Origin of the sequence: Planktothrix serta PCC 8927 (assembly GCF_900010725.2) — a bacterium.
Lineage (GTDB): Bacteria > Cyanobacteriota > Cyanobacteriia > Cyanobacteriales > Microcoleaceae > Planktothrix > Planktothrix serta.
In genome coordinates this window covers 69,471-88,103 of sequence record NZ_LR734835.1, presented here as the reverse complement: position 1 = coordinate 88,103, position 18,633 = coordinate 69,471, and the positions used below count along the sequence as shown (strand labels likewise).

Sequence of the window (18,633 nt, the reverse complement as noted above, 5' to 3'; positions counted from 1 at the left end):
CCCCCCTAACCCCCCTTAACAAGGGGGGAACAGGAGATCCAAGTCCCCCTTTTTAAGGGGGATTTAGGGGGATCAGATCTCGGCTTTAATCACGGGTTTTCGGCTTAAGTTGACACTCCTTGGCTAACCCCGCCCTCAACCGTCAACCCTCAACTCTTGAACTAAAACAAAAGGTTGTACAATTAATGCTTTAAATCGTTTTTCAGGCTGATCATTCCATTGAGAAATTTCTTCGGGCAAGGGTTTATGAATCAGTTGTTCACTAATCCAATGTTGTACCGAAACTGCGTTATCTTCAGCTATCGCTTCTCCGACTTCTAATAAATCCAATTGTTGTTCTACAATAATCACAACTTCTCGTTCAATATGAGGAATTAACCAACCCCATTCCGCTTCATCCAGGTTTTCGGTCAATTGTGCTTTTAAAGATTCAGTTTCCATAAAAAATTGATGAACTACGAATTACTGATAACTGATAACTGATAACTGATAACTGATAACTGATAACTGATTAACGTCCGAGATCATGTAGTGCATTAATTTCATCGGTGCACTTCTGAGTTAATGCTAACAATTCTTCCCGATTTGTAGAATTAGGAGGATCGATTAAATGACCAACTCGGACAGTTACAGGAACAGGTCGAGGCAGATAGGAACCTTTATTAACAATGGCGTGAGTTCCCCATAAACAGACAGGTAATAAAGGAACTTTCGCCTTAGCTGCTATTAACGCCGCCCCTAATTTAGGCTCTGTAATGCGACCATCAAGGGTGCGAGTTCCCTGTAAAAAGACTCCTGTTGCCCAACCATTTTCTAACTGTTGTAACGCGGCCCGAATGGCGCTGCGATCGGGTGAACCCCGTTTAACCGGATAAGCTCCATACAGTGAAATTGCCTGTTTCAAAACGGGAATTTCAAATAATTCCTCTTTTGCCATATAAGAAAGGGGACGCCCCATACAACTTGAAAGTAAGGGCGGATCAAAATCACTCGCATGATTACTAACAACTATTAACGGCCCAGCTAGGGGCACCCGATTTGCATCATAAATCCGCCCTTGAAAATACAAATGCAGCATCGGACTGACTACAGACCACTTAAACAAGTGATACAGAATCAAACTGGAAAGGGGTTCACGACTTCTGACAACAGATGCAAATTCTTGATTCACGCGCTAGGTTTGATATATAGCAGGGAACAGGGAACAGGGAACAGGGAACAGGGAAGAAAAGGCTTCACAGTCTGGATTTCAGTATTAATCTTTGTCCTAGCCGCCTTGACGGTTGCTATAGTTCTGGTTAAAAAGGTTGATTTTTTTTTAGCCTTTGGATGCTTTAACCTGGGCTAAAACTTCTTCAACTTTAGATAATTCCACTGCACCAGAGAAAGTTTCACCATTCATTATAAAGAAAGGCGTTCCAGAAATACCCAAACTTTCCGCTAATTGGATATCTTTTTGAATAGCAGCTTGGGCTTCTTTGCCTTGGCGATCGCGGTTAAATTTATCCAGATCCAGGTTTAACTGTTGAGCGATCGCAATATACAATTCTTCTCCTAATTGATTTTGTTGAGTAAACAAGGCATTTTGGTATTCCCAGAATTTTCCTTGTTGTTGAGCCGCCCAGGATGCTTTAGCCGCATTTAAGGCTTGAGGATGAATCTGAGTTAAGGGAAAATGCTTGTAAACCAGAGTCACCTGATCTTGATGAGTCTTCATGAACTGCTCAATGGTTTGGTGAGCGCGAGCGCAGAAGGGACATTGAAAGTCCGAAAACTCCACCAGAACGATATTTTGAGCCGATGCACCTGTGGCGGGAGAGCCCCCAATAATCGATTGAGGATTCGCTTTCATCTGCCCCAGAAACGTTTCTCGCGCCTGTTGCAGCTGGCTATCCTGTTGTTGTTGATAGGCTTGAACAGACTCTAAAATTGCTTCTGGATGGGCTCGAATCACCTGAAGGATCTGTTTTTCCAGTTCAGGACTGATTTTAACGTTTTGATCAGAAGGGGCGGGTTGTGAACAACTCGTCAAGGTGAGCGTAACAATCAAGACGATACCTATCCATAACCTTGACCAGCGATAAACTTGTTGTTTTATCCAGGAAATGTTCATAACCCGTGCATTAAATAAATTCCTTTTTATCCTAACATTCAACCGTCAATCATCATTTGAGATATAGCCTAACTCGGCTAATTTTTGCATAACTTTAGCAATACTTTCAGATAAATCTTCTTGATCGGTATTACATTCAATTTCTGGGTTTGTTGGGGCTTCGTAAGGATCATCAATTCCTGTAAAGCCTTTAATTTCCCCGGCTCTGGCTTTTTTATATAACCCTTTAACATCTCGGTCTTCACAAACCGTTAAGGGAGCATTCACATAAACTTCTACAAAATCGCCAATTTTACCCCGGACTTCTTGACGAATTTCTCGATAGGGAGAGATGGCTGACACCAGAACAATCACACCATTTCGGGTTAATAGATGAGCAACAAATCCAATGCGACGGATATTTTCATCTCGATCCGCTTTACTGAAACCTAAACCTTTAGTGAGATTTTCCCGAACAATATCTCCGTCTAAAATCTCTAGTTTACATTGCTTCTGTTGGAGGATCTCAGCGATCGCTCCGCTAATAGTGGTTTTTCCAGCACCACTCAAACCTGTAAACCATACCGTCACACCTCGATGCTGCATTAACGAGTTTTCTCCTATTGTATTTGTTTAGATCTCTAATTTATTATCATAAATGGGGATTGCACCATCAGTCAACTCAATACTTTTAAACAATATAGCAATCCCTGTAGGGGCTGTAATATTTTATCGTAGGGGTTGGGTCTCCCAACCCTCTTGAAGCCTGGGTTGGGAGACCCAACCCCTACAGGTTTTGATCACAAATCCTACACGGATTGGTATAGTTTGTATTTAGCTTGTCTGTTGTTTCTGATCAAGGGTATCAGAGTTGAAAAAACTATCAAATTTTACAGAATTTTCGGCACTGATGTAGTGAAATGACAGAACATTAGGATCACTGCAAAGAATCTCAAAAAACCGAGTTTCTGGCTCAGTCCCCATGATTTCATCAATTTCGGGAAATTACAATTGTGTAATTTGTGATCCTAAATCCTTTATTCTAATCTCTTGTCAACCCACTAACAGCAAGGATGATTGCAACCAAACCCTTTAAATTTTTGCTATTTTTGTTTCTGATGACTTTTTTGACCTGGGGAATAATTATCGGGAATAATCCTCCCACCTCAGCCCAAGAAACACCGTCAAAGACAACAAAAACGTTGGTGATGGCAACTTCCCCAGATTATCCTCCCTATGAATTTAAAGACACCGCAACCAGTGGGGAAAAAATTGTTGGTTTTGATGTCGATATTGCCGAATATATTACCCAAAAATTAGGCTATAATCTAACCGTAATTGGCATGGATTTTAACGGGTTAATTCCCGCTTTAACCGCTAAACGGGCAGATTTTGTCATGGCAGGAATGACCCCGACTCCCGATCGCAAAAAAAATGTAGAATTTTCCGATATCTATTTTGAAGCTAAAAATACAATTGTTAGCCTTCAAGACAAAAATTACCAAAATCCCGAACAATTACAAGGGAAAAAAGTCGGGGTACAACTGGGCTCTATTCAACAGGAAGCCGTTAAAAATTGGCAAGGAGTAAGGGTTGTTCCCTTGAATAAAACCAGTGATATTATTCAAGAGTTAAAATCAAAACGACTAGATGCAGGAGTTTTAGAAAATACAATTGTTAGAGGCTATATTGCAGCAAATCCAGGGTTAGTTTATCACGAAGTTCCGAATACAGAAGCCGCCGGATCAGCCATCGCTTTTCCCAAAGGATCGCCCTTAGTTCAACCCTTTAACCAAGTCATTCAAGAGATGAAAGCCAGTGGTAAAATAGAGCAACTGGCGAAACAATGGTTTGATCGATCGGCGGTAGTTGCTGAAACCCCTGAAATTCCTCATGGGACGGGATTAAAACTCGATTTTAATAAAATTTCCCCCAATATTCCTTATATTTTAGCAGGGATTTTTATTACCTTACAATTTAGTTTAGTCTCCGCTTTTTTTGGGTTTCTTTGGGGTACTATTCTCGCCCTATTTAAGATTTCAACCCTGAAACCCCTGAATATTTTTTCCCAAGCCTATACCTCTATTTTTCGAGGCACACCCCTGCTGGTACAATTAACCTTAATTTACTTTGCCACCCCTCAACTTACCGGATATGATATTACCGCCTTTCAAGCGGGGATATTAACATTTTCACTAAATTCTGGGGCCTATATTTCCGAAACCATTCGGGCGGGAATTCAAGCCGTTGATAAAGGGCAAAAAGAAGCCTGTGAAGCCTTGGGAGTTCAATATCAACTGATGATGTTAGATATTATTTTACCCCAAGCCTTAAGAAACATTCTTCCCGCCTTAGTAAATGAAAGTATTAACCTGTTGAAAGATTCAACCTTAGTTTCAGTTATTGGCGTTGAAGATATGTTACGCCGCGCTCAAATTGTTGGGGCTGAAAAGTATATTTACTTTGAACCTTTAATTTTCGTGGCGGTGATTTATTATTTGATGATTATTACCTTAACCTGGGGGGCAAATGGACTTGAACGTCAACTCAAAAGTAACAGTTAATACAGCCGTTAAAGTTGATCGCTTGTATAAATCCTTTGGGGATTTAAAAGTATTGCGAGGGATTTCAACAGAGGTTGAAAAAGGGCAAGTCGTTTCAGTTATTGGGCCTTCTGGATGTGGAAAATCAACATTTTTACGCTGTTTAAATCTTCTGGAAACACCGACATCCGGGCATATTTTTATTGATGGCATAGAAATTACCGATCCCAAAACCGAGATTTTAAAAGTTCGTCAACGGGTGGGAATGGTATTTCAACACTTTAATTTATTTCCCCATTTAACCGTATTAAAAAATGTCACTTATGCGCCGATGAAAGTTAAGAAAATGTCTGAACCTGTAGCGAAAGCTTTGGGGATGGAGTTATTACAAAAAGTCGGAATGGCTGATAAAGCTGATATTTATCCTTCTCGACTTTCAGGAGGACAAAAACAACGAGTTGCGATCGCTCGGACAATGGCAATGGAGCCCGATATTTTATTAATGGATGAACCCACATCCGCCCTCGATCCTGAAATGGTAAAAGAGGTTTTAGATGTGATGAAAGGGTTAGCAGAAACGGGAATTACAATGGCAATTGTTACCCATGAAATGGGATTTGCTAGAGAGGTTTCTAACCGAATTTTATTCCTCGATAGTGGCTTACTTGCTGAAGATTCTCCCCCGGAACAATTCTTCAAAAATCCTCAATGTGAACGAGCAAAACAATTCTTAGAAAAAATGCTATAGTGGAACAGGCATCTTGCCTGTTAAAAATAATAGGAGACAGATCAGGGTTTAAATGTTTATCCGCTTAATCTCAATTTTGAGGGGGTCTGTGGCTATCCTAAAAAGCTAATTCTAAACAATATAGCAGTCGCCAGAGCTATTAGGACAAGGAGTGACGCAGCAAAGCTAGACGGTGAAGTTTTTTCCTCCCTGTTCCCTGTTCCCTGTTCCCTGTTCCCTGCTATATCAACATTTGTTGACCCAAATCGGCAAAACTTGTGTAATATTAACGAATGTTACATTAATTTCTGTCTTCGGTGAATTCTGATTCCTCATGGAACTGAGTAATCTTAGTTTAAATGATAATCTGTATCACGGGTGACAGAATTTTGATCTCAATCAAGTCGATACTGTTGTTAAAGAGGTACAGAACAATGGCAAATTCAACCCTTGAGGATAACGCCGCTTCCGCTTCAAATAAGTGGGGTAAAGATTCTCAAATCTGGCAAAGTTTGAAAGTAGCGATCGCATCGAGTTCCGGTTTCCAACGCTGGGAATTAGAACGCCATTTAAACTTGATTGAACCGACAACGAATTTAGATCAATTAGTGAGTTTGTACTTACGAGAAACCTTAGAAACTTTAGCGTATTAGAGCGTCAGGGCGGGTTCTTTGACCCTGAGTATTAATCATCAGAAATCTCAATAACCCGCCCCTAACCCCCCATTACTCTTGAGCATTTGCCTTTTTCAACTGTTTCCTAACTGGCTGATAACCCTGAAATTCAGCTAACATTAAAGCGGTATAACCACCGTGATTTTTATCATTAATATTAGCCCCTGATTGAATTAATAATTTAACGGTTTCTTCATAACCGCGTGAAGCCGCCCACATTAACGCTGTTGAACCAGAATCATCTTTTAAATTAACATCTGCTCCCCGACCTAACAGTACCTTAACAATACTAATATCCCCTCGAATTGCTGCTTTCATTAAAGCCGTTTTTCCCTGATCGGCACAATAATTAATATCGGCTCCAGCGTCTAATAAAATTTCAATCAGTTCTAAATTTCCGCTTTGAATAGCAACCGTTAATACCGTTTCTCCAAATACTTTTGTATTTAAAAGATGAGGTAAATTTTCAAGAGTAACCTGTTGAACTAAAACCTTCAAAATAGAACGATAACCTTGTAGGGTTGCGACTCGCAGAGGAGTATCTCCCAAACGGTTTGTCACATCAACTTTTGCTCCCCACTGGAGTAATAATTCCACCATCTCAAAATGACCTTCAACCACCGCTAAATTTAACGCCGTTTCGCCATCTTGATCACAAGCTTGAATTTCTGCTCCTGCTTCTAATAATAATTCAGCGATCGCTAAATCACCTACTGCTGCAACCGCCATTAACGCTGTTCCCCCATCATTATTACTGCGATTAATATCAGCACCCGCCCCTAATAATATCCGAACTAACTCAATATTTCCTCCATCCACCGCTAACATTAAAGGGGTTTCTCCGTCTCGGTTACAAACATTAACATCTACCCCGGCAGATAATAACATTTGTACCCCTTGTATGGCTTGTTGTTCTATCGCTTGCAAGAGCAATAAACCGACTTTATGGTGTTCAGAATTCCCCCGATTAAGTAACGCCTGAACAATAGACAAATGCCCCTTAGATAACGCTAATTTTAAAGCCGTATCTCGATCTTGATCTTCAATATTGATATCGACACCCGCTTCCAAAAATAGATCAACCATCTCCGTATCGCCCTGAAGTGTCGCCGCCATCAACGCGGTACTCCCATCCTCATTTTTGGCATTAATATCCGCCCCCCGTTGAATTAACAAACGAGCAACATCTAACTGATGATGAGCCGCTGCGAACATTAAAGCAGTCATCCCATAGCGTTTACTGGCATAGTTAACATCTGCCCCTCTGTCGAGCAAGACGCGAACAATTTCCGTATATCCTTTCGTCGCCGCCAACATCAGGGCACTAATCCCCTGTTTATCCTTAACATTAGGATTCACACCCTTATGCAGTAAGGCGCGAGTATTGATCATATTCCCCGTTTTAACGGCTTGAATCAGTTGGCTGTTTTGTTGGGTTGCTCCCATATTGGTTGTCAGGTGTCAGGTGTCAGGTTTCCGGTGTCAGGGTCTAGGAATTGCGTTCAAACAATTAACCAGAATCTTCGCAGGCAGATCAAAAAAGATCAAGTGTCCCGAAACGATTAACAGATGGCGGGTGATTGGTGTCTGCTAAGTTTCATAAGACAAGTCTGGGAGTGTGGAAACGAGCGTGTCTTCAGACAACAGAGGAAACAGGACTCAAGGGAATTTATTCCCCTTGAAATATTAAAAGATGTGCTAAAATCTAAAAACACAAGTAAGAATAATAAACATCTGCGTGTTGAAGCATTCTAGTACGGAGAAATCCCGGCTCCCCTGAAACAACGGTTAGGTTAAAGTCCTAACGACAGTATGACAAGCAAGGAGCAAATAATGGCAGATTGTAGAGCGTACCGCAACTTGGCTTAGTGATGGCTTCTGAAAGTGTCTCAATTCAAGAGTAAAAGTATCGGGAAGATTAGGCTTGTGTCTTAATCAACTCAGTAGACGATCTTTGGCAATCGTAGCGAGAATTAAATTAAACTAATTCTGTCCGCAGAATCTCAGCGTCTTCAGACCTGAGAGTGTCAATAAGTTTTATTGCTGGTTCAGAGAACATTATGGATTTGCCGATTCTAGTAACGATTAAGCCTTGGCTGAATTTCTTTCATCCCCTGCTGATGTGGGTTTTGTTAGGATTATCCATTTATGCCATGTATTTGGGTGTCCAAATTCGTCGTACCCGTGAAGCGGAAGGGGACACGAAAAAAGAGTTAATTAAAGGAAAATTCAATATTAAACATCACCAAATTGGTTCGCTGTTATTGGCTTTAATGGTTTTGGGAACCCTGGGCGGGATGGCTGTAACCTATATTAATAACGGTAAACTCTTTGTTGGCCCCCATCTATTAGCGGGACTAGGAATGACCGGAATGATAGCCGTTTCCGCCTCCTTAACGCCTTATATGCAAAAAGGCGCGAATTGGGCTAGAGTCAGCCATATTAGCCTCAATACAGTCATTCTAGGACTATTTGGTTGGCAAGCCGTCACCGGAGTGGAAATCGTGCAGAAACTTATTAGTAAAATGTAATCGGGGTTGTCGGTTGACTGTTGACTGTTGACTGTTGGCTTTAACGGTCAACGGTCAACCGCCCTTAAGAAGCTTTCGGCGCTTCATTGATACTCACGGGATTAACACGATAACCGTAAAAATTAATTTGATAATCTGTAATTTTTACTCCAGTTTGTTGTTCAACTTGGGCTAATAATTCTGGGGGTAATTCAATATGGATATCTAAAATTTGATCCGTATCCAAACAATTAATATGGGAATGGGAATCGCTGATATGTCCATATAAACGACCTTCAGAACGTTCTACACACTCAATAATATTTTCCCGCGATAAAGCTTCTAAATTTTGATAGACCGAGGTATGACCAATGGATTTACCCTGTTGATTCAATCGATCATAAATATCGCGTGCTGATAAATGTTCTTGAGCTTGCCAAAGCAACTCCAAAACTAAACGACGCTGACGACTCAGCCGCATTCCTCTGGCTTGACAACAATTGATAGCATCTTCTAAAGAACGAATTGGTTTCACTACTTTCGCCTCAGTTTATTTAGCAAATTTCAATAGTTTTGAGATAAGGGATAAAACAATCACACCTATGCTTCCATTGTATCTTAGGAATTTTAACGAACTTAGATTATCCCCGCCAAATCTAAAATTAATCTAAAATCCACTTCCATAAAGGATGATATTGAATGGCAATTACAATAACGCTAAATTCTGAGCAAGTAAATCATTTAGATCTGTCTCCCGTTCAAACCGTTATTGATCCCCTGCTTCAAAATACCGCGATTACCGCTTATGAGCAGCAAATTAGTTTCGAGATCGACTATTCCCGTGACCCAGATGACCCCAGAGAAATTTCAGAAGTTCCTGAAGTCCGACTCTGGTTTATTCGCCTAGATGCTTATTATCCTTGGCTTCCCTTTTTTCTGGACTGGAAATCCGGTGAATTAGCCCGTTACGTTGCCATGTTAGTCCCCCATCAATTCCATCGTACCGAAGGCATCCAATATAATCCCGAAGCCCTAGAAATTTTTTTAATGCAAAAGATCTTTGTCCTCAACCACTGGCTCACCCAACACAACATCCCCAGCAAATCCCGCCTCATGGCTCTAGCCCAAATGCTCGGCTATGACCTCGATGATACCTTCTTTGAATATATTGTTAACGGTTGACAGTTGGCTGTTGACGGTTGGGGGTTAACGGTTGACGGTTGGGGGTTAACGGTTGACTTTTGGCTTGTGCAGACGCGCCATAGCACGTCTCTACTGACTCTCCTGTGATCCCCTTCTCCCCCGGCTTCCGGCGCTCCCGGTACTCCCGGTATTCTCTTCTTCTGTAACAGTTCTTTACGACTGCTATAGACAAGGGCAACATCAATGTTACGATTCCGTAAAAACATAATTTGAGTGATATTTCTATGGCAGAAGCACTGACAGGAACACCACCAAAGTTTGGCGGCAGCACAGGTGGCTTATTAACAAAGGCCCTGGTGGAAGAAAAATATGCGATCACCTGGACTAGCACTAAAGAACAGGTGTTTGAAATGCCCACCGGTGGCGCAGCGATTATGAACGAAGGGGACAACCTTCTGCATTTGGCCCGCAAAGAACAGTGTCTAGCTTTAGGCGCTCAACTGCGGTCAAAATTCAAACCCAGAATAGAAAACTATAAAATCTATCGCGTTTTCCCCAACGGCGAAACCGAATACCTCCATCCCCAAGATGGCGTTTTCCCTGAAAAAGTCAATCAAGGACGTGAATCCGTCAATCTTATTGGCCGTAATATTGGCAGCAATGTCGATCCGGCTAAAGTCAAATTTACAGGCAAAACCCCCATTGACGTTTAAGACTCTTTGATTAATTAACGGGCGCAATGCCCTAAACAGATTAGGATGAAGGATGGTTTACTCTCACCTTCATCCTTTATTTTTTATTGTTCGCTCCTTGTCGCTATGATTTTTCCCGATTTCTCCCAATTTGCTCAACGGGCTTCCACAGGAAATTTTATTCCGGTATATCAAGAATGGGTGGCTGATTTAGATACTCCCGTTTCCGCTTGGTATCGGGTTTGTGCCAATCAACCCTATAATTTTCTGTTAGAGTCTGTTGAAGGTGGCGAAAAAATTGGGCGTTATAGTTTCTTAGGTTGTGATCCGGTTTGGATTTTAGAAGCCAAAGGCGATCGCACCGTACAAAAATGGCGAGATGGAACAATTCAAGAATTTACAGGTGATCCCTTTAACGCGCTACAAGACTGTTTAAAACCCTATCATCCGGTAAAATTGCCTCAACTTCCTGGGGGAATTGGCGGACTATTTGGGTTTTGGGGTTATGAATTAATGCCCTGGATCGAGTCCCGTGTTCCTGTGTATTCCCCAAATTCCGATGATTTACCCGATGGGTTATGGATGCAGGTTGATAATTTATTAATCTTTGATCAAGTTAAACGCAAAATTTGGGCGATCGCTTACGCAGATACTCGCAATACAGATTTAGAAACGGCCTATCAACAAGCTTGCGATCGCGTTCAACAATTAGTTGCTAAACTCCAATCTCCATTATCCCCAGAAACTACCCTTTTAGAATGGACTCCTCCCGCCCCCCCAACCCCCCGTGCACGGGGGGAGCAACCAACCTTAACCTACAGGAGTAACGTTTCCCAAGAGCAATTCTGCGCCAATGTGGAAAAAGGCAAACAATATATTAAAGCGGGAGATATTTTTCAAGTTGTTTTATCTCAACGGTTAACCACAGAATATTCCGGTGATCCCTTTTCCCTATATCGTTCTTTGCGGTTAATTAATCCTTCTCCCTATATGGCTTATTTTAACTTTGGAGATTGGCAATTAATTGGCTCTAGTCCTGAAGTTATGGTGAAAGCAGAAAAAAACCCGGACGGAAAATTAATCACTACCGTCCGTCCCATTGCGGGAACTCGTCGCCGAGGTCAAACTCCTCAAGAAGATCAAGCTTTAGGGGAAGATTTATTACAAGATCCTAAAGAAGTCGCGGAACACATTATGTTAGTCGATTTGGGACGCAATGATTTAGGGCGAGTTTGTCAGATGGGGACGGTTAAAGTTGATGAATTAATGGTAATTGAACGCTATTCTCATGTCATGCACATTGTTAGTAATGTCATCGGAGAATTAGCCGAAACTAAAACCGCTTGGGATCTATTAAAAGCTTGTTTTCCCGCCGGGACAGTTAGCGGAGCCCCTAAAATTCGGGCGATGGAAATTATTCATGAATTAGAAGGTTGTCGCCGTGGCCCCTATTCTGGGGTTTATGGTTACTATGATTTTGAAGGACAACTCAATAGTGCGATTACTATTCGTACCATGATTGTTCAAAATCAAGGTGAAAATCAACATCAAGTTAGTGTTCAAGCGGGTGCGGGTATTGTCGCCGACTCCCAACCCGAAAAAGAATACGAGGAAACCCTGAATAAAGCACGGGGGTTATTAGAAGCCATTCGCTGTTTAAAAGGGTAATCATATTCCCTCTAAGGGCGAGAGACCCAAAGTCCGTCAACTTAACCCCAAAAGCCTTGAAATAAATTTCAGGCTTAAAGCTAAAGTCATCTAAAGATGACTGAAGGCTTGTCTTTCTTAACCCGTTTTAACGGGTTTGAGCTTTTAGCCCGAACTTTAGTTCAGGGCATTATGACTTAAGTTAACGGACTTTAGAGAATACCTCGCCCCTACGGGGTATGACAGGAATAACCTCCCGACTTGCCAGCACCTGCTAAACTTAGGTAGAAATTGTATCGTTTTGGATCATGTCTTCCACTACAACCCCTTTACCCCCTACTTTAGAACGGATGGTACAGCGTTTTAAACGCGCTTCTTCTAATAAATTGCGTTATGAACAATTAATTACCATCGCCCAAAAACTTCCGACCTTTCCAGAAGATCAGAAAATTTCTGATAATAAAGTCCCCGGTTGTGTATCACAAGTTTATGTGATTGCTGACTTAGATGATCAGGGAAAAGTTCAATTTCAAGGAGAGTCTGATTCTCAATTAACCAAAGGATTAGTTGCTTTTTTAATTATGGGAATGAATGGACTCACCCCCCTAGAAATTGCTCAACTTCAACCGGATTTTATTCAAGAAACAGGATTACAAGCGAGTTTAACACCTTCTCGCGCTAACGGCTTTTTCAATATTTTTCAAACCTTGAAGAAAAAAGCCGTTACCTGTGATACAAACCTCAATTCTGAAGGGTCAGGAATCTAAAAAAATACTTGACAATTTAACCGAGCAATGAATCAAGATTATTTGTGGATAGAAGCGTTAAAATTTAATGATCAAGGGTTAATTCCTGCGATCGCTCAAGATGCAGAAGATGGAACTGTATTAATGATGGCTTGGATGAATAAAGAATCGATTCAAAAAACCCTAGAAACCCAAGAAGTTCACTATTGGAGTCGTTCTCGTTCGGAATTATGGCATAAAGGAGCCACATCAGGACATATTCAAAAACTTAAATCATTATATTATGATTGTGATGCCGATACTTTATTATTAAAAATAGAACAAATTGGCAATATCGCTTGTCATACAGGCGCAAGAAGTTGTTTTTTTACAGAAGTCAAATGTTAACCGTAGGGGCGGCGTCTCCCCCAAAGCGTGTCAACTTAAGGCTAAAAGCCTTGAAATAAATTTCAGGCTAAGAGCTAAAACCCGTTAAAACGGGTTAATGAAGAAGGATGTTAGTCATCTTTAGATGACTTCAGCTTTTAGCCCGAACTTTAGTTCAGGGCTAACGTGGGTTAAGTTGACACTCCTTGGGTTATCCCGCCCGTAGTTAGTGTAAAAACCCACTAATAACTTTTTGAACTAGATAGCGTTCGTAGGAGTTAACAGTTATAGCTCCAATCTTCTTTCTATTCCCTATTCCCTATTCCCTGTTCCCTCTTATAAAAAAACATGGTTATCAAACTTTATAATACTCAAACTCGTCAAAAAGAAGATTTTCAACCGTTAGAACCTGGTACAGTAAAAATGTATTGCTGCGGGGTGACGGTTTATGATTATTGTCATTTAGGTCATGCGAGATCCTATATTGCTTGGGATATCGTTAGACGCTATTTAGAATATAGGGGCTATACCGTTAATTATATTCAGAATTTTACTGATATTGACGATAAAATTCTCAACCGAGCTAAGTTAGAAGGCGCAACAATGGAGGCGGTTTCTAATAAATATATTCAAGCTTATTTTGAAGATATCCGACGCTTGAATATTAAAGATGCAAATGCCTATCCTCGTGTTACTGAACATCTTCCCCAAATTATTGAATTAATCCAAGAATTAGAACAGCAAGGAATTGCTTATGCTGTCGATGGGGATGTTTATTATAGTGTTAAACAGTTTAACGATTATGGTAAATTATCGGGTCGTCAACAGGAACAATTACAAGCAGGTGCAAGCGGTCGAATTTCTCAATCTGATCCTGATGTGATTAAGAAGAAAGATCCCTCGGATTTTGCCCTCTGGAAAGCGGCAAAACTAGGTGAACCTGCGTGGGAATCTCCTTGGGGAAAAGGTCGCCCCGGATGGCATATTGAATGTTCGGCAATGGTGCGATCGCTATTAGGAAATACCATTGATATTCATGGCGGTGGTGGTGATTTAGTCTTCCCCCATCATGAAAATGAAATTGCTCAATCTGAAGGAGCAACCCATCAACCTTTAGCACGATATTGGATGCACAATGGTATGGTGACGGTGAGTGGTGAAAAGATGTCTAAATCGTTAGGAAATTTTACCACAATTCGCGCTTTATTGGATAGTCCTCTTGATCCAATGGTGATTCGTTTATTTATTTTACAAGGACATTATCGCAAACCGTTAGACTTTACTGATGAAGCGATCGCTTCTGCTGAAAATGGATGGAATACGTTAAAAGAGGGGTTATTATTTGGTACGGAATACGGCGAGAAATTAGGCTTTAAACCCGATGAAAAAGCCTTAATTGATGATGATGCCATTTCCCGGTTTACAACGGCAATGGATGATGATTTTAATACCCCTGAAGGGTTAGCGGTTTTATTTGAATTAGCCAAAGAATTAAGACGCGATCGCAATATCTTAATACATGGAGGCGAAATCAATACCTCTACAGAACAATTACAAAAAACCTGGCAAACTTTAAGGGAATTAGCTACCGTTTTCGGGTTAGAAGCACATCCGGTAGAGACGTTGCATGCAACGTCTCTACCGGGTGAAGGTGGGTTGAGTGATGAGGAGATTGAGGTGTTTGTTCAACAACGGTTAGAGGCGAAAAAAGCTAAGAATTATGGGGAGAGCGATCGCATTCGAGAGCATCTCAAACAGTTAGGGATTACCTTAATTGATCAACCCGGAAATCAAACCATTTGGCATCGTTAATTAAGACTGATTAATCTAATTATCCAACTTTAAGCAAGGATGAAACTAATGAAAATTAATCATATTGAAGTCAAAAATTTTCGGGGTTTTAAAGAGAAAAAATTTGATTTCTCACAAAATTTTACTGTCTTTGTTGGAGATAACTGTACTGGAAAAACAGCTTTACTTGATGCTTTAGCTGTGGGAATAGGAAGTTTATTTCTTGGTTTTAATGATGTTCATTCTCGTCATATACGCGATGATGAAATTTATAGAATTAGTTATACAAAAAATAAAATTCCCACCTTAGAACCTCAATATCCCGTTAAGATTTATTGTGTAGGTTCAATTAGTGAAAATCCCGCGAATTTATTAAATAAATTCGATTCTCTTACTATTGCGTGGACAAGAGAATTAAGAAAAAGAGGAGGAAGAACTACGCGAATAGGTGCAACTGATCTGATTGAAATTTCCGAAAAGATGCAACAAAAGGTAAGTCTAGGTGAAAATATTGTTTTACCTTTAATTGCTTATTATGGTACTGGAAGATTATGGCTACAAAAAAAAGAAAGGGCAGTAGAAACTCTTGAACCTGGATCTCGCATGAGGGGTTATTTAGATTGTTTAGATGCTGCATCTAATCAAAAATTGATGTTACGTTGGTTTAAAACAATGGAAATGGTAGGAATGCAACGAAATGAAACCCTAAAAGTTTTAATATCAGTTAAACAAGCGATCACTAATTGTGTAGAAGATTGGAATAGTATCAAATATGATTTATTAGAAGATGATTTAATGATTACATCAAATCAAGGAAAAATTCTTCCTTTTCGGCTGTTAAGTGATGGTGTTCGTAATATGTTAGCGATGGTTGCTGATATTGCTTATCGTGCAGCAGTTCTTAATCCTCAATTAGAAGATCAAGCCGCCAGTCAAACTCCGGGAATTGTTTTAATTGATGAAATTGATTTACATTTACACCCAAAATGGCAAAGAAAAGTTGTTAATGATTTACGACAAACTTTTCCCAAAATTCAATTTATTGCGACAACTCATTCCCCTTTTATTATACAATCTCTTAAAGATGGAGAATTAATTAATTTAGATAAATTAGATAATCCTATAGAGGGAATAGAAGATTTTCCCGTTACTTTTCAAGAATATTTCGACGAAAATTTTGACTTACTTCATCGTCCTGGTGGCGGTTTATAAATTTTTACTTAATATTATTATTCCCTGTTCTAAGAGTGCGGAGCACTATAACAGAAATTTCAATAAACTCTCCTTATCTCTTAACTTTTCGATAACCGTAAAACCGTTTCAGCTTGTAATAATTGATGGGTTTCTGCTAAGAGTTGAGGAATTTTATCCGCGTGGAGACTGTTAACTAAACATTGACTTAAATCTAAATTTTCTACCCCTTCAGCATTTTTTCCCGGAAACCAATCCCCGGCATTTCCTAATAAATTATAGCGCATTTTAGCATATTCAATCATATCATAAGCGATCGCTAAATTTCTTAACCACAAAATCACCGGAATATTAATATTATTCGGGGTTTGTTCCTGACGGGGTAAACCAATATGCCAGGTTTTTGCCCAATTTTCCCCAAAACAATTAATTAATTCCTGTTCTAAACGTTGCTGAATAGGAGGTAAAATTTCATCCCAGCGATCTAAAAGGGGAATAGTTTTTAAATGTTCATCAAAATCCGTTGCTTGAGAAGCTCCAATACTTAAAGTATGAACTTGAGGATGACTTAAACAAAATAAATCATTAAACACCATTGGACTCAAAGGAAAACACAAATTGACTAACTTTTCAGGGGGGTTATAGAGTTGACCGCCTTTATCGGAAGGACTAATAATAAAAACCCCCAGATCGTGGCGAGTTGCCGCTTCAATTGCTGGCCAATTATTTTGATTAATATAATACCAATGTAAATTGACATAATCAAATTCATTGGTTTCAATAGTTTTAGTAATAATTTCGGTAGGGCCATGAGTAGAAAATCCGATAAATCTAACTTTTCCCTGCGCTTGTAATTGCTTGGCGATCGCTAAACAACCCCCAGGTTTAATAGAATCCTCTAAACCTTGATCATTATTAATCCCATGAATAGCCAATAAATCGATATAATCTAATTGTAAATAAGCCAAAGATTGATCAAAATCTTGTTTAAATTTCAAAGGATCGGGACTGGGAGAAACTTTAGTTTGTACCATTAATCTTTCTCTGGGAAGTTGGGGTAAAATTTTCCCTAACTGCATTTCTGAAGTCCCATAACCCCTAGCCGTTTCAATATGATTAATTCCCAATTCCAGAGAACGATAAATACAAGCTTCGACTTGTTTTTGGTTAGCTTCAGGAATTTGATCAAAGGGGATATCTTGCCATTGATGTTGATATCTCATCCCGCCACAAGAAAACACAGGCATCGGTAATTCTGTTCGTCCAAATCGTCTGTAATACATCATATAAAAGTTGATATTATAGTTAGTTTATCTCGTTGCTAGGTTCTACCTAGCAATGTCTTTTTGCAGGCTCCGCCTGCTGTTAAATAGAGGCAGAGCCTCTAGTAGGCTATTCCCTGGTAGAACCAGGGAACAAGGGTTTTCAGGTTAGGAAATTTCCCGAACTTTCTCTCGTTGCTAGGTTCTACCTAGCAATGTCTTTTTGCAGGCTCCGCCTGCTGTTAAATAGAGGCAGAGCCTCTAGTATTATATTCCCTGGTAGAACCAGGGAACAAGAGTTTTTAGGTTAGGAAATTTCCCGAACTTTAGCTTGTCCGTCGATAACTTCACCCACAAGGATTATATTAGCAACCCCCACAAATAAACCGTTATCTAAAACTCCAGGAATATTGTTGATTTCTTTTTCTAATTCGGCGGGATTTTTCAGGGCATCAAATTTAACATCAATGACTAAATTTCCTTCATCTGTCACCACTGGCCCAGCTTTTTTCACCCCCATTCTCAGGGTCGGTTTTCCTCCTAATTTTTCGATCGCTTTCATTACAGGAGTCATGGCCATAGGAATGACTTCAACGGGTAATAAAAACGTTGATCCGAGTCGATCAACTAATTTAGAACTATCGACGACAACAATAAAAACATCCGCCAAACTATCAACAATTTTCTCACGAGTATGGGCAGCGCCACCTCCTTTTATTAAATTCTTTTGCGGGTCAACTTCATCGGCGCCATCAATGGCAATATCTATTTTATCAACTTCATCTAATGTTGTTAAGGGGATGCCATATTCTTTGGCTAATACTGTTGCTTGAAACGAGGTCGGAATACCTTTAATATCTTTGATATCCCCACTTTTTAGACGTTCTCCAATATACTGAATGGCATAGGCTGTTGTCGAACCTGTTCCGAGTCCAACAATCATTCCCGATTGTACTCGATCCGCCGCCGCTTTCCCGACGTACTGTTTCATCAATGTTACGGGATCTTGTTCACTCATTCTAATTTATCCTGAATAAAGGACTGTTTTGGACACTGGGCAATTTTAAATTTAACTCCCCCTGATTAGTCTACCGAGTTTGGGGCAATTAGGGAATATATAGCAGTTTTTGTGGCTATGTTTATAAGGAGAAAGCCTAATTTAACCCCAAAGACACAAGGACACAAAGAAGACGAAAGTTTTTGTAAACACGCTCCCTGCTGATTGCTATAATTATTAAAATGGGTGTTT

The 18,633-nt window shown here is 40.1% G+C and carries 19 protein-coding genes; 11 read left to right on the top strand and 8 right to left on the bottom strand.

Going from position 1 to position 18,633, the window contains the following annotated elements; all coding sequences use genetic code 11:
- Positions 1-135: 135 nt before the first annotated feature.
- From PL8927_RS04280 to cysC, 4 genes are all read right to left on the bottom strand, one after another.
- Positions 136-441 (bottom strand): DUF2288 domain-containing protein, encoded by a 306-nt coding sequence (locus PL8927_RS04280; protein WP_083617963.1) that lies wholly within the window; start codon positions 439-441, stop codon positions 136-138.
- 70 nt (positions 442-511) lie between these two features.
- A complete protein-coding gene (locus tag PL8927_RS04275; protein ID WP_231505906.1) occupies positions 512-1,171 on the bottom strand; it encodes a lysophospholipid acyltransferase family protein in 660 nt (219 codons plus the stop codon).
- A 147-nt stretch (positions 1,172-1,318) separates the two neighbouring features.
- Positions 1,319-2,113: a DsbA family protein gene (locus PL8927_RS04270; RefSeq protein WP_156093092.1), complete on the bottom strand. Its 795-nt coding sequence runs from the start codon at positions 2,111-2,113 to the stop codon at positions 1,319-1,321.
- A 45-nt stretch (positions 2,114-2,158) separates the two neighbouring features.
- Complete coding sequence (gene cysC / locus PL8927_RS04265) at positions 2,159-2,698, bottom strand: adenylyl-sulfate kinase (RefSeq protein ID WP_083617958.1); 540 nt, start codon at positions 2,696-2,698, stop codon at positions 2,159-2,161.
- A 512-nt stretch (positions 2,699-3,210) separates the two neighbouring features.
- Here cysC and PL8927_RS04260 point away from each other — a divergent pair.
- The 3 genes from PL8927_RS04260 to PL8927_RS04250 all read left to right on the top strand — a co-directional run bounded on the left by PL8927_RS04260 (position 3,211) and on the right by PL8927_RS04250 (position 6,015).
- Positions 3,211-4,656, top strand: coding sequence for an ABC transporter substrate-binding protein/permease (locus PL8927_RS04260; RefSeq protein WP_083617971.1), 1,446 nt, complete (start codon positions 3,211-3,213; stop codon positions 4,654-4,656).
- Positions 4,622-5,383: an amino acid ABC transporter ATP-binding protein gene (locus tag PL8927_RS04255; protein ID WP_083617956.1), complete on the top strand. Its 762-nt coding sequence runs from the start codon at positions 4,622-4,624 to the stop codon at positions 5,381-5,383. Before PL8927_RS04260 ends, PL8927_RS04255 begins: the two co-directional genes overlap by 35 nt.
- Positions 5,384-5,796: 413 nt before the next feature.
- A complete protein-coding gene (locus PL8927_RS04250) occupies positions 5,797-6,015 on the top strand; it encodes a hypothetical protein (protein ID WP_083617954.1) in 219 nt (72 codons plus the stop codon).
- 72 nt (positions 6,016-6,087) lie between these two features.
- Here PL8927_RS04250 and PL8927_RS04245 read toward each other — a convergent pair whose 3' ends face one another.
- On the bottom strand, positions 6,088-7,482 hold the full coding sequence (locus PL8927_RS04245; RefSeq protein ID WP_083617952.1) for an ankyrin repeat domain-containing protein: 1,395 nt from the start codon (positions 7,480-7,482) through the stop codon (positions 6,088-6,090).
- A 614-nt stretch (positions 7,483-8,096) separates the two neighbouring features.
- Between PL8927_RS04245 and PL8927_RS04240 the strand changes: the two genes are divergently transcribed.
- Positions 8,097-8,567 (top strand): DUF4079 domain-containing protein, encoded by a 471-nt coding sequence (locus tag PL8927_RS04240; RefSeq protein WP_083617949.1) that lies wholly within the window; start codon positions 8,097-8,099, stop codon positions 8,565-8,567.
- 64 nt (positions 8,568-8,631) lie between these two features.
- On the opposite strand, the gene PL8927_RS04235 is transcribed toward PL8927_RS04240, so the two are convergent.
- On the bottom strand, positions 8,632-9,081 hold the full coding sequence (locus PL8927_RS04235) for a Fur family transcriptional regulator (RefSeq protein ID WP_083617948.1): 450 nt from the start codon (positions 9,079-9,081) through the stop codon (positions 8,632-8,634).
- A gap of 164 nt (positions 9,082-9,245) precedes the next feature.
- Between PL8927_RS04235 and PL8927_RS04230 the strand changes: the two genes are divergently transcribed.
- The 7 genes from PL8927_RS04230 to PL8927_RS04200 all read left to right on the top strand — a co-directional run bounded on the left by PL8927_RS04230 (position 9,246) and on the right by PL8927_RS04200 (position 16,143).
- A complete protein-coding gene (locus tag PL8927_RS04230; RefSeq protein ID WP_083617947.1) occupies positions 9,246-9,728 on the top strand; it encodes a CRR6 family NdhI maturation factor in 483 nt (160 codons plus the stop codon).
- A gap of 245 nt (positions 9,729-9,973) precedes the next feature.
- Positions 9,974-10,402, top strand: coding sequence for a photosystem I reaction center subunit II PsaD (gene psaD, locus PL8927_RS04225; protein ID WP_083617946.1), 429 nt, complete (start codon positions 9,974-9,976; stop codon positions 10,400-10,402).
- Between the two features lie 105 nt (positions 10,403-10,507).
- Positions 10,508-12,049 carry an anthranilate synthase component I gene (gene trpE / locus PL8927_RS04220; protein ID WP_083617969.1) on the top strand — a complete coding sequence of 514 codons (1,542 nt, stop codon included), beginning with the start codon at positions 10,508-10,510 and terminating at the stop codon, positions 12,047-12,049.
- Between the two features lie 287 nt (positions 12,050-12,336).
- Positions 12,337-12,795, top strand: coding sequence for a SufE family protein (locus PL8927_RS04215; protein WP_083617945.1), 459 nt, complete (start codon positions 12,337-12,339; stop codon positions 12,793-12,795).
- 27 nt (positions 12,796-12,822) lie between these two features.
- Positions 12,823-13,161 carry a phosphoribosyl-AMP cyclohydrolase gene (gene hisI, locus PL8927_RS04210; RefSeq protein WP_072719933.1) on the top strand — a complete coding sequence of 113 codons (339 nt, stop codon included), beginning with the start codon at positions 12,823-12,825 and terminating at the stop codon, positions 13,159-13,161.
- Between the two features lie 327 nt (positions 13,162-13,488).
- Positions 13,489-14,952 (top strand): cysteine--tRNA ligase, encoded by a 1,464-nt coding sequence (gene cysS / locus PL8927_RS04205; protein WP_083617944.1) that lies wholly within the window; start codon positions 13,489-13,491, stop codon positions 14,950-14,952.
- Positions 14,953-15,000: 48 nt separating this feature from the next.
- Complete coding sequence (locus PL8927_RS04200; protein ID WP_083617942.1) at positions 15,001-16,143, top strand: AAA family ATPase; 1,143 nt, start codon at positions 15,001-15,003, stop codon at positions 16,141-16,143.
- Positions 16,144-16,223: 80 nt separating this feature from the next.
- On the opposite strand, the gene PL8927_RS04195 is transcribed toward PL8927_RS04200, so the two are convergent.
- On the bottom strand, positions 16,224-17,405 hold the full coding sequence (locus PL8927_RS04195) for an aldo/keto reductase (RefSeq protein WP_083617940.1): 1,182 nt from the start codon (positions 17,403-17,405) through the stop codon (positions 16,224-16,226).
- A 286-nt stretch (positions 17,406-17,691) separates the two neighbouring features.
- Positions 17,692-18,402, bottom strand: coding sequence for a ribose-5-phosphate isomerase RpiA (rpiA, locus tag PL8927_RS04190; RefSeq protein ID WP_083617938.1), 711 nt, complete (start codon positions 18,400-18,402; stop codon positions 17,692-17,694).
- Between the last annotated feature and the right edge of the window lie 231 nt (positions 18,403-18,633).

Bases quoted from the DNA above. Each gene is read 5' to 3' on its own strand.
- PL8927_RS04280 (WP_083617963.1), bottom strand. From the start codon at position 441: ATGGAAACTGAATCTTTAAAAGCACAATTGACCGAAAACCTGGATGAA.
- PL8927_RS04270 (WP_156093092.1), bottom strand. From the start codon at position 2,113: ATGAACATTTCCTGGATAAAACAACAAGTTTATCGCTGGTCAAGGTTA.
- cysC (WP_083617958.1), bottom strand. From the start codon at position 2,698: ATGCAGCATCGAGGTGTGACGGTATGGTTTACAGGTTTGAGTGGTGCT.
- PL8927_RS04260 (WP_083617971.1), top strand. From the start codon at position 3,211: ATGACTTTTTTGACCTGGGGAATAATTATCGGGAATAATCCTCCCACC.
- PL8927_RS04255 (WP_083617956.1), top strand. From the start codon at position 4,622: ATGGACTTGAACGTCAACTCAAAAGTAACAGTTAATACAGCCGTTAAA.
- PL8927_RS04250 (WP_083617954.1), top strand. From the start codon at position 5,797: ATGGCAAATTCAACCCTTGAGGATAACGCCGCTTCCGCTTCAAATAAG.
- PL8927_RS04245 (WP_083617952.1), bottom strand. From the start codon at position 7,482: ATGGGAGCAACCCAACAAAACAGCCAACTGATTCAAGCCGTTAAAACG.
- PL8927_RS04240 (WP_083617949.1), top strand. From the start codon at position 8,097: ATGGATTTGCCGATTCTAGTAACGATTAAGCCTTGGCTGAATTTCTTT.
- PL8927_RS04230 (WP_083617947.1), top strand. From the start codon at position 9,246: ATGGCAATTACAATAACGCTAAATTCTGAGCAAGTAAATCATTTAGAT.
- psaD (WP_083617946.1), top strand. From the start codon at position 9,974: ATGGCAGAAGCACTGACAGGAACACCACCAAAGTTTGGCGGCAGCACA.
- trpE (WP_083617969.1), top strand. From the start codon at position 10,508: ATGATTTTTCCCGATTTCTCCCAATTTGCTCAACGGGCTTCCACAGGA.
- PL8927_RS04215 (WP_083617945.1), top strand. From the start codon at position 12,337: ATGTCTTCCACTACAACCCCTTTACCCCCTACTTTAGAACGGATGGTA.
- hisI (WP_072719933.1), top strand. From the start codon at position 12,823: ATGAATCAAGATTATTTGTGGATAGAAGCGTTAAAATTTAATGATCAA.
- cysS (WP_083617944.1), top strand. From the start codon at position 13,489: ATGGTTATCAAACTTTATAATACTCAAACTCGTCAAAAAGAAGATTTT.
- PL8927_RS04200 (WP_083617942.1), top strand. From the start codon at position 15,001: ATGAAAATTAATCATATTGAAGTCAAAAATTTTCGGGGTTTTAAAGAG.
- PL8927_RS04195 (WP_083617940.1), bottom strand. From the start codon at position 17,405: ATGTATTACAGACGATTTGGACGAACAGAATTACCGATGCCTGTGTTT.
- rpiA (WP_083617938.1), bottom strand. From the start codon at position 18,402: ATGAGTGAACAAGATCCCGTAACATTGATGAAACAGTACGTCGGGAAA.